The sequence below is a fragment of the Ideonella sp. P3_A4 genome, from assembly GCF_056403075.1.
Window position 1 is genome coordinate 1 of the sequence record NZ_JBFUGE010000265.1, and the last position, 8,232, is coordinate 8,232.

9 protein-coding genes and 1 tRNA gene are annotated in these 8,232 nt (G+C 66.7%); 6 read left to right on the plus strand and 4 right to left on the minus strand.

Features of this window, described 5'->3' with window-relative positions; genetic code table 11:
* The 4 genes from AC1DYI_RS20590 to AC1DYI_RS20605 all read left to right on the plus strand — a co-directional run.
* The coding region (locus AC1DYI_RS20590; protein WP_477205998.1) for an arginyltransferase at positions 1-625 on the plus strand (625 nt) is incomplete at its 5' end.
* A gap of 123 nt (positions 626-748) precedes the next feature.
* Positions 749-1,549: a head GIN domain-containing protein gene (locus tag AC1DYI_RS20595; RefSeq protein ID WP_477205999.1), complete on the plus strand. Its 801-nt coding sequence runs from the start codon at positions 749-751 to the stop codon at positions 1,547-1,549.
* A gap of 145 nt (positions 1,550-1,694) precedes the next feature.
* On the plus strand, positions 1,695-2,519 hold the full coding sequence (locus AC1DYI_RS20600) for an HDOD domain-containing protein (protein ID WP_477206000.1): 825 nt from the start codon (positions 1,695-1,697) through the stop codon (positions 2,517-2,519).
* A 114-nt stretch (positions 2,520-2,633) separates the two neighbouring features.
* Positions 2,634-3,608: an endonuclease/exonuclease/phosphatase family protein gene (locus AC1DYI_RS20605; RefSeq protein WP_477206001.1), complete on the plus strand. Its 975-nt coding sequence runs from the start codon at positions 2,634-2,636 to the stop codon at positions 3,606-3,608.
* A 1-nt stretch (position 3,609) separates the two neighbouring features.
* On the opposite strand, the gene AC1DYI_RS20610 is transcribed toward AC1DYI_RS20605, so the two are convergent.
* Positions 3,610-4,683 carry an aldose epimerase family protein gene (locus AC1DYI_RS20610; RefSeq protein WP_477206002.1) on the minus strand — a complete coding sequence of 358 codons (1,074 nt, stop codon included), beginning with the start codon at positions 4,681-4,683 and terminating at the stop codon, positions 3,610-3,612.
* 144 nt (positions 4,684-4,827) lie between these two features.
* Between AC1DYI_RS20610 and AC1DYI_RS20615 the strand changes: the two genes are divergently transcribed.
* Both AC1DYI_RS20615 and AC1DYI_RS20620 read left to right on the plus strand, forming a co-directional pair.
* Positions 4,828-5,754: a dihydrodipicolinate synthase family protein gene (locus AC1DYI_RS20615; RefSeq protein ID WP_477206003.1), complete on the plus strand. Its 927-nt coding sequence runs from the start codon at positions 4,828-4,830 to the stop codon at positions 5,752-5,754.
* Between the two features lie 73 nt (positions 5,755-5,827).
* Complete coding sequence (locus tag AC1DYI_RS20620) at positions 5,828-6,580, plus strand: FadR/GntR family transcriptional regulator (RefSeq protein ID WP_477206004.1); 753 nt, start codon at positions 5,828-5,830, stop codon at positions 6,578-6,580.
* Between the two features lie 88 nt (positions 6,581-6,668).
* Here AC1DYI_RS20620 and AC1DYI_RS20625 read toward each other — a convergent pair.
* The 3 genes from AC1DYI_RS20625 to lgt all read right to left on the minus strand — a co-directional run.
* A tRNA-Val gene (locus AC1DYI_RS20625) sits at positions 6,669-6,743 on the minus strand.
* Positions 6,744-6,782: 39 nt separating this feature from the next.
* Positions 6,783-7,487, minus strand: coding sequence for a DNA polymerase III subunit epsilon (gene dnaQ / locus AC1DYI_RS20630; RefSeq protein WP_477206005.1), 705 nt, complete (start codon positions 7,485-7,487; stop codon positions 6,783-6,785).
* A partial coding sequence (gene lgt / locus AC1DYI_RS20635; RefSeq protein ID WP_477206006.1) for a prolipoprotein diacylglyceryl transferase occupies positions 7,484-8,232 on the minus strand: 749 nt, incomplete at its 5' end. The genes dnaQ and lgt, both read right to left, overlap by 4 nt.

Sequence of the window (8,232 nt, forward strand, 5' to 3'; positions counted from 1 at the left end):
GGCCTACTCTGCGCTGGTCGCCTGCGGCTTTCGCCGCAGCGGCATGTTCACCTACCGGCCTTATTGCGACAGCTGCCGTGCCTGCAAGCCGCTGCGCGTGCCGGTCGCCGGCTTCCAGCCCACCCGCAGCCAGCGTCGCTCGTGGACGGCGCACAAGAACCTGAAGACCCGCGTGATGCGCCTGGGCTTCGTGCCCGAGCACTACCAGCTCTACCTGCGCTACCAGGCCGGCCGCCACGCAGGCGGCGGCATGGACCACGACAGCGTCGACCAGTACACCCAGTTCCTGTTGCAGACGCGCGTCAACTCGCGGCTGATCGAGTTCCGCGAACCGGTCGGTGAAGACGGCGCAGACGGCCTCGGCGCGCTGCGCATGGTGGCCATCGTCGACATCCTCAGCGACGGCCTGTCGGCGGTCTACACCTTCTACGACCCAGACGTGAAGGCCAGCTACGGCACCTACTGCGTGATGTGGCAGATCGAGCAGACCAAGGCGATGAAGCTGCCCCACCTGTACCTGGGCTACTGGATCGCCGAGAGCCCGAAGATGGCCTACAAGAACCAGTTCGGCCCCCACCAGCTGCTGGTGGACGGGCAGTGGATCTCGCCGCCCGAAACGGGCTGAAACACCTCCGGGCTGTCCGCGTGTCGTGCGGTTCAGGCCGCCGGATCTACGGACTGTCGCGCCCCGCTGGCGCGCTGCCGTGGCGAACGTAGCATCACGAACATTCCAGAACAGGAGTTCCAGATGCAAGACCGCCGTACCGCTCGCCTCGCCCGTCCCTCAGCCCTGATGCTGGCCCCGTTGATGTCCGTGCTGGTCACGCTGGCCGGCTTTGCCGCCCCGCAGGCTGCCCAGGCGCTGACGATCGACATCAACAGCGGCATGGTCAACAGCCGCGTCAATGGCTCGGGCAAGGTCATCGACGACAAGCGCACCATCGGCCCGTTCAGCAAGCTGCGGCTGGACAGCGCGATCACCGTCAATGCCAAGCCGGCCGGCGCACCGGGCGTCACGGTCCACGCCGACGACAACATCGCCCCGCTGATCCTGACCACCGTCGAGGGCGACACGCTGGTCGTCAAGCTCAAGCCCAACACCGGCATCCGCACCGAATCGCAACTGGTCGTGAACGTCGACTTCACCAAGCTGACCCAGGCTGACCTGCGTGGCAGCGGCGACCTGAACGTCAGCGCGATCAAGGGCGACCAGTTCGAACTCTCGCTCGCGGGCTCGGGTGACGTGCGGCTGGACAACGCCGAACTCGGCAAGCTGATCACCCGCCTGGCCGGCTCGGGCGACATCTGGGTGAAAGGCAAGTGCGATGACGCCAGCTACAACTTGGCCGGCTCGGGTGACGTACACGCTGCCGAGTTGCAGGCCAAGCGCGTCAACGTCGACATCGCCGGCTCGGGCGACGTGCGGGTGCATGCTGCCGAAGCACTCTCGGTGCAAATCGCCGGCTCGGGCGACGTGGCCTACAGCGGCAACCCGCCCAAGGTCAGCAGCCGCGTGGTCGGCTCGGGCGACCTGCACGCCGTCCGCTGAGCGCCACGGCTTGCCCGGGTGGCCGTGAGATAAACACGCCGCCATCCGACCGGGTTTGTGCTGGCCGGGCTTTCCGGCCATCATCGCTGTCACCCACTCCTCGCGGGGACCTTCGGGTCCCGGCCCTCATTTGAGGACAAACAGCATGAGCACTCGCCCCGATTCCAGCCTCCGGCAGCTCGACATCGAACTGCCGGCCAGCCCAGCCGCCACATTGAAGCTCTCTGAGCTGATGGGCAACGAAGACACCTCGATCCCCGAGGTGGCCGAAGTCATCGAGGGCGACCTGGCGCTCGCCTCGGCGGTGGTGCGCACCGTCAACTCTGCGATGTTCGGTGTGCTGCGGCGCGTGGAGACGGTGGCCGAAGCAGTGCTCTACCTCGGCATGCGCGAGGTCGCCGCGATCACGCTGGAGCTGGGCCTGCGGACGCAGTTCCCGCCCTCGCCTGACATGGCCCGCATCTGGGACAGTGCTCGCCTGCGCGGCCTGCTGATGGGCCGCACTGCCGTGTCGCTTAGCCTGCACGCCTGGCGGGCCCAATCGGCCGGCCTGTTTGCGCAAAGCGGCCAGGCGGTGCTGTGCCTGCATGCGCCGGCCGACTACCCCGGCCTGCTGTCGCGGCACGCCAACAGCCCCGACTTCACCAGCCTGCTGGCCGAAGAAACCGCGGCCTTCGGCCTCAGCCACGAAGTGCTGGGCTCGTCGCTGTGCCGGGCCTGGGGTCTGGCGGGTGACGTGGCCGACTACGTGCGCGAACGCCCGCACGACCGTGACAGCTGGGCCCAGCGGCCGCAGCCGGTGCGCGCCATGCTGGCGCTGGGCGCCGTAGCCGACGCGACGATCGCTGGCGCCGATGCCGAAGCAGTGGCCGGGCAAGTCGCCCCGATGGGCGGCCTGGACGCCGTCTCGCTGGCCCGCTCGGTGGCTCAGCACTGGCAACGCATCAGCGACGCCTCGGCCGACGACTGAACGCGGTGCCTGCGGCGCTTCCCGCGCCGCGTCATCCCACCGGCTGGGGACGGCCCGTGGCGCGCTCGATGGCAAAGTCGACAAAGACCTGCCACTCCAGCGCGCGGCGCCCCCATGGCCACGAAGATCCGGCTGTCGACCTTCAACTGCGAAAACCTCTTCAGCCGCGCCCGGGTGTTGAGCCTGGCCGAGCCCGCACGCCGCATTGAGCTGCTGGACCGGCTGGCCAGCCTGCCGCACCCGCCCCGCAAACTGCAAGCCGCCTCGCTGGCACGCCACGTCGAATTCAGCCCGGGAGGGCTGCGCCATCGCCGCGCCGCGATCTCTGACGAGCGCCGAGAAGCCAAGGCCCAGGTGCTGCGCGCCGTCGACGCCGACGTGCAATGCCTGGTCGAGGCGGAAAGCCGCCTGGCCATCGAGGCCGTCAACCGTATGCACCTGAAGGGCCGCTTCCCTTTTTCGATGCTGGTCGAAAGCCACGACCCGCGCGGCATCAGCRTGGGCCTGATGAGCAAGTTGCCGATCGTCGCGCTGCGCAGCCACTTGTTCGATCACGATGCGCACGGCGGCCTGTTCGAGCGCGACTGTGTGGAGATTGAACTGGCCTTGGCAGACGAACGCCGGCTGCATCTGCTGATCACCCACTTCCACGGTGCGGATGTGGACGGCAACGGTGGCGACGCGCTTCGCCGCCGCCAGGCCGCCGCTGCTGCCCAGTTGCTGACGCAGCGCTTCGACCTCGGCCGCGACCTCGTCGCGGTGTTGGGCGACCTGGGCGACTCGCCGCTACACGCGCCACAAACCCTGGCGCCGCTGCTGAAGACGAACGGGCTGTACGACGTGCTGGCGCTGCAGTTCGCCATCCCCGACGACCGCTGGACCTGCCATATGCGCCAGAACGAACAGCGCGACTACATCCTGGTCTCCGATGCCTTGAGAGCCGCGTTCTGCCAGGCCGGTATCGAACGCCGTGGCCTGCCCGACTTGCAGAGCAACTCGATCGCCAACGAGCGACCTTTTCCCGCTGTCAGCACCGCGGCACGTTGCGCCTCGCAGCACGCTGCGGTGTGGGCCGATTTCGCCTGCTGAGTCAGTCGAAGCTGAATCGGTGCAGCGTGCTGCTGCGGTAAGTCTCGCCCGGGCGCAGCACCGTGCTCGGCCAGTCGGGCCGGTTCGGTGAATCGGGGCTGTGCTGGGTCTCCAGGCACAGGCCGTCGCCTTGGCGGTAGCGCTGGCCCCCGCTGCCGAGCAGCGTGCCGTCGAGAAAGTTGCCAGAGTAGAACTGGATCGCAGGTTCGGTGGTCAGCACTGTCATCAAGCGCCCGCTGGCCGGGTCTTCCAGCCGCGCGGCCATTTGCAGCGCGTCGCCACCGGTCCGGTCGAGCAACCAGTTGTGGTCGTAACCCCGGCCGTGGGCGAGTTGTGGGTGGTCCTGCCGAATGCGACTGTCGATTACCGCCAGGTGGCGGAAATCGAACGGCGTGCCCTCGACCTCGGCCACGCGCGTGGGAATCAGCCCCGGCCCGACCTCGGTGTAGCGGCTGGCGGCCAGCTGCAATCGGTGCCCCAGCGCGCTGCCGCCGCCGRCCAGGTTGAAGTAGTCGTGGTGGGTCAGGTTGACCACCGTCGGCCGGTCGGTCGTGGTCTCGTAGTCGATGCGCCAGCTGGCATCGGCCGCCAGCGTGTAGCGCACACGCACCTCCATCCGGCCCGGAAAGCCCTGCTCGCCGTCTTCGCTCGTGTAGCTGAGTTGCAGCGCGACGCTGTCATCGCCAGACCGGCAAGGCAGTGGTTCAGCCCRCCACAGCTGGGTGCCAAAACCCCGCAGGCCGCCATGCAGGCAGTTGTCGCCGTCGCTGCGCGAGAGCTCGTGAACCTGGCCGTCCAGTGAAAAGCGCGCCCCAGCGATGCGGTTGCCGTAGCGCCCGACGATCACACCGAAATGCGGGTTGCGCTCGACGTAGTCGTGCAAGGCATCGAAGCCCAGCACCACGTTCGCCACGCGGCCAGCGCGGTCCGGCACCAACAGGCGGGTGACGATGCCGCCCAGCGTGATCGCGGTGAGCGTCAGCGGGCCGCAGGCCAGGGTGTATTCGTGCACCACGCGCCCGTCGGGCAGCTGGCCGTATTCGCGGCAGTCGATGCGGGGGGCGGCAAGGGTCATCGGTGATTCGTTCATTCGCGGCTTCGGGTCAGAGTGGCATCACGCCGCTTGAAATGTAATACGTATGAATGTTTCGCTTCGGGCGTCACTTTGACAAGCAGTGGCGCGTCGTTCAATAATTAGTCATACTTTATTGGCAGACCTATGAGCCACTCCACCTCCCGCTACCGAGGCGTCTTTCCGGTCGTCCCGACCACATTCAACGAGCATGGCGAACTCGACTTGGCCAGCCAGAAGCGTTGCGTCGACTTCATGATCGACGCTGGCTCGACCGGGTTGTGCATCCTGGCCAATTTCTCCGAGCAGTTCGCGCTGTCGGACGACGAGCGGGAGACGCTGACGCGAACGATCCTCGGACACGTGGCCGGCCGCGTGCCGGTGATCGTGACGACCACGCACTTCAGCACCCAGGTTTGCATCGACCGAAGCCGCCTTGCGCAGGCCCTGGGTGCCGCGATGGTGATGGTGATGCCGCCCTACCACGGCGCCACGCTGCGCGTCAGCGAGCCGCAGATCCACGAGTTCTTCGCCCGCCTGTCGGACGCGATCCGCATCCCGATCATGATCCAGGACGCGCCGGTCGCCGGCACGCCGCTGTCGGCCAGCTTCCTGGCCCGCATGGCAAAAGAGATCGAACACGTCGCCTACTTCAAAATCGAAACTGCCGGCGCAGCGAGCAAGCTCCGCGAGCTGATCCGCCTGGGCGGCGACGCGATCGAGGGCCCGTGGGACGGCGAAGAAGCCATCACCTTGCTGCCCGATCTGGACGCCGGCGCCACCGGCGCGATGACAGGCGGTGGCTACCCTGATGGCATCCGCCAGATCATGGATGCCTACACCGCCGGCCGCCGCGAAGAAGCGATGGACCTGTACCAGCGCTGGCTGCCGTTGATCAACTACGAGAATCGCCAGGCCGGCTTCCTGGCCGCCAAGGCATTGATGCACGAAGGTGGCGTCATCGCCTGCGCTGCCTCGCGCCACCCATGGCCCGACCTGCACCCTGCCKTGCGCGCAGGCCTGATCGAAACCGCAAGTCGGTTGGACCCGCTGGTGCTGCGCTGGGGGCGTTGAAGCAACGCGCCCGCCGCGCCGGTGTCACCGCGGGACGCTGTGATAGGGTTCCGCTTTGTCCCTGCGCCCATCCATGGATACCCAAGCCCACGCCGAGCTCTCCGCCTACCGCCGCAAACCTGACGGCAAGAGCATGCACGGCCGCATCGTCCGTGAACTGGGCCTGCGCATTGTTTCGGGTGAGATCAAGCCCGGCGAGCGCCTGCCAAACGAAGCGACGCTGCTCGACGCCTACGAGGTCAGCCGCCCCGTGCTGCGCGAAGCCATGCGCGTGCTGGTGGCCAAAGGCCTGGTGCTGTCGAAGCAGCGGTCCGGCGCCACCGTGTGCCCGCGCAACGAGTGGCACCTGCTGGACCCGGACGTGCTGTACTGGCTGATCCAGAGCAAACCGAAAAACGAGTTCGTTGGCAGCCTGATGGAAGTGCGCCGCATCATCGAGCCAGCGTCGGCCGCGTTGGCCGCGCAAGTGGCCACCGAAGAGCAACTGAAGTCCATCGCCGAGGCCTATGCCCGCATGGAGGCGGCGCGCACACCGGAAGAGCTGCTGGAGCCTGACCTCGCCTTCCATCGCCGCATTGCCGATGCCACCGGCAACGAACTGCTGGCCTACATCGGCAACATGCTATCGCTGGCACTGCGCGAGTCGATCAAGCTCAGCAGCCAGCACCCCAACACGCACGCGCTATCGCTGCCCCGGCACAAGGCCATCCTCACGGCCCTGCAGAACCGCGACCCATTGGGGGCACGCCAAGCCACGCTGGTGCAACTGCAGGAAACCGGCGACGATTTGTCAGCGGTGCTGCCGGGCGGGTTTGCGAACTTCTGAGGCTGCCTGCCGGCGCGACAGGGATGCTCAACGAGCGGAGCCACAAAGAGAAACGCCCCACTGTCGGTCGACAAGTGGGGCGTTGATCTGGTGGGCGGTGCAGGGTTCGAACCTGCGACCCCTGCCGTGTGAAGGCAGTGCTCTACCGCTGAGCTAACCGCCCGGAATTTGAGTAGAACTGTGTGTTCCGGGAAGCCTTAGATTATGCCACAAGTTTTCGCCACTGCGTCTTGCCGCCGCTGGCCTTGTCCAACTCCGCCAACATCGCCGTGTGAGCGGCGAGCTCGTCATCGCTCAACACGGTGATCGGCAAATCGAAAGTGGAAAGGTCGATCTGCACGACCTGCAGGCCTTGGCTGGGCGACTCGGCAGAGTCGATGACCAGCGAGTCCTGCCCGCGCGTCAGCCGGATGTAGACCTCGGCGAGCAGGCCCGCGTCCAGCAGCGCGCCGTGCAGCGTGCGGTTGGAGTTGTCGACCTCCAGCCGCCTGCACAAGGCATCCAGTGAGTTGCTCTTGCCCGGGAACATCTCGCGCGCCATCGCGAGCGAGTCCTTGATGCCGCCTACGCAATCGGCAAACAAGGGGCGCTTCAGGCGCCGCAACTCGGCGTTCAGGAAGCCCACGTCGAACGCCGCGTTGTGAATCACGATCTCTGCACCGGCCAGGAACTCCATCAGCTCGTCGGCGATCGCTGCGAAGATGGGCTTGTCGGCCAGGAATTCGTCGGTCAGGCCGTGCACCCGCACCGCGTCTTCGCTGTTCTTGCGCTCGGGGTTCAGGTAGAAGTGCTTGGTGTTGCCGGTCAAGCGCCGGCTGACCATTTCGATGCAACCGACTTCGACCAGGCGGTCGCCGCTGTCGGGCGACAGGCCCGTGGTTTCAGTGTCGAGAAAAATCTGTCTCATGCGTTCGATCCCACGATGGCGCTCGGCACCGGTTGGCGCGAGCCCCAGGCCCACAGCGCCGCACCGCCCAGGATCATCGGCACGCACAGCCATTGGCCCATGCTCATGTTCATGGCCAGCAGGCCGAGGAAGTTGTCAGGCTCGCGGAAGTACTCGGCGATGAAGCGGAACACGCCGTAGCCGAACAGGAAAGCACCTGTCACCTGCCCTGCCCCACGCGGCTTCTTGCCATAGAACCACAGCAGCACGAACAGCAGCACGCCCTCCATCAGGAACTGGTAGATCTGCGACGGGTGGCGCGGGATGTCCAGCCCTGACTGCGGGAACACCATCGCCCACGGAAGGCTGGGGTCGGCGGCGCGGCCCCACAGTTCGCCATTGATGAAGTTGCCGATGCGGCCGCTGGCCAGGCCCGTCGGGACGCACGGGGAAATAAGGTCCATCACCTGCCAAAACGGCCGCTGCCGCAACTTGGCGAAAAGCGCCATCGCCACGGCCACGCCCAGCATCCCGCCGTGGAAAGCCATGCCGCCCTTCCAGACCGCAAAAACTTCGAGTGGGTGGCTGGCGTAGTAGCCGGGCTTGTAGAACAGCACGTAGCCCAGGCGCCCACCCAACACCACGCCCACCACGCCGAAGAACAGCAAGTCTTCGACATCGCGTCGCGTCCAGCCTGCATTGGTGAACCAGGGCAGGCGCACGCGCCGGCCGGCGAGGAACAAGAACAGGCCGAAGGCAGCGAGGT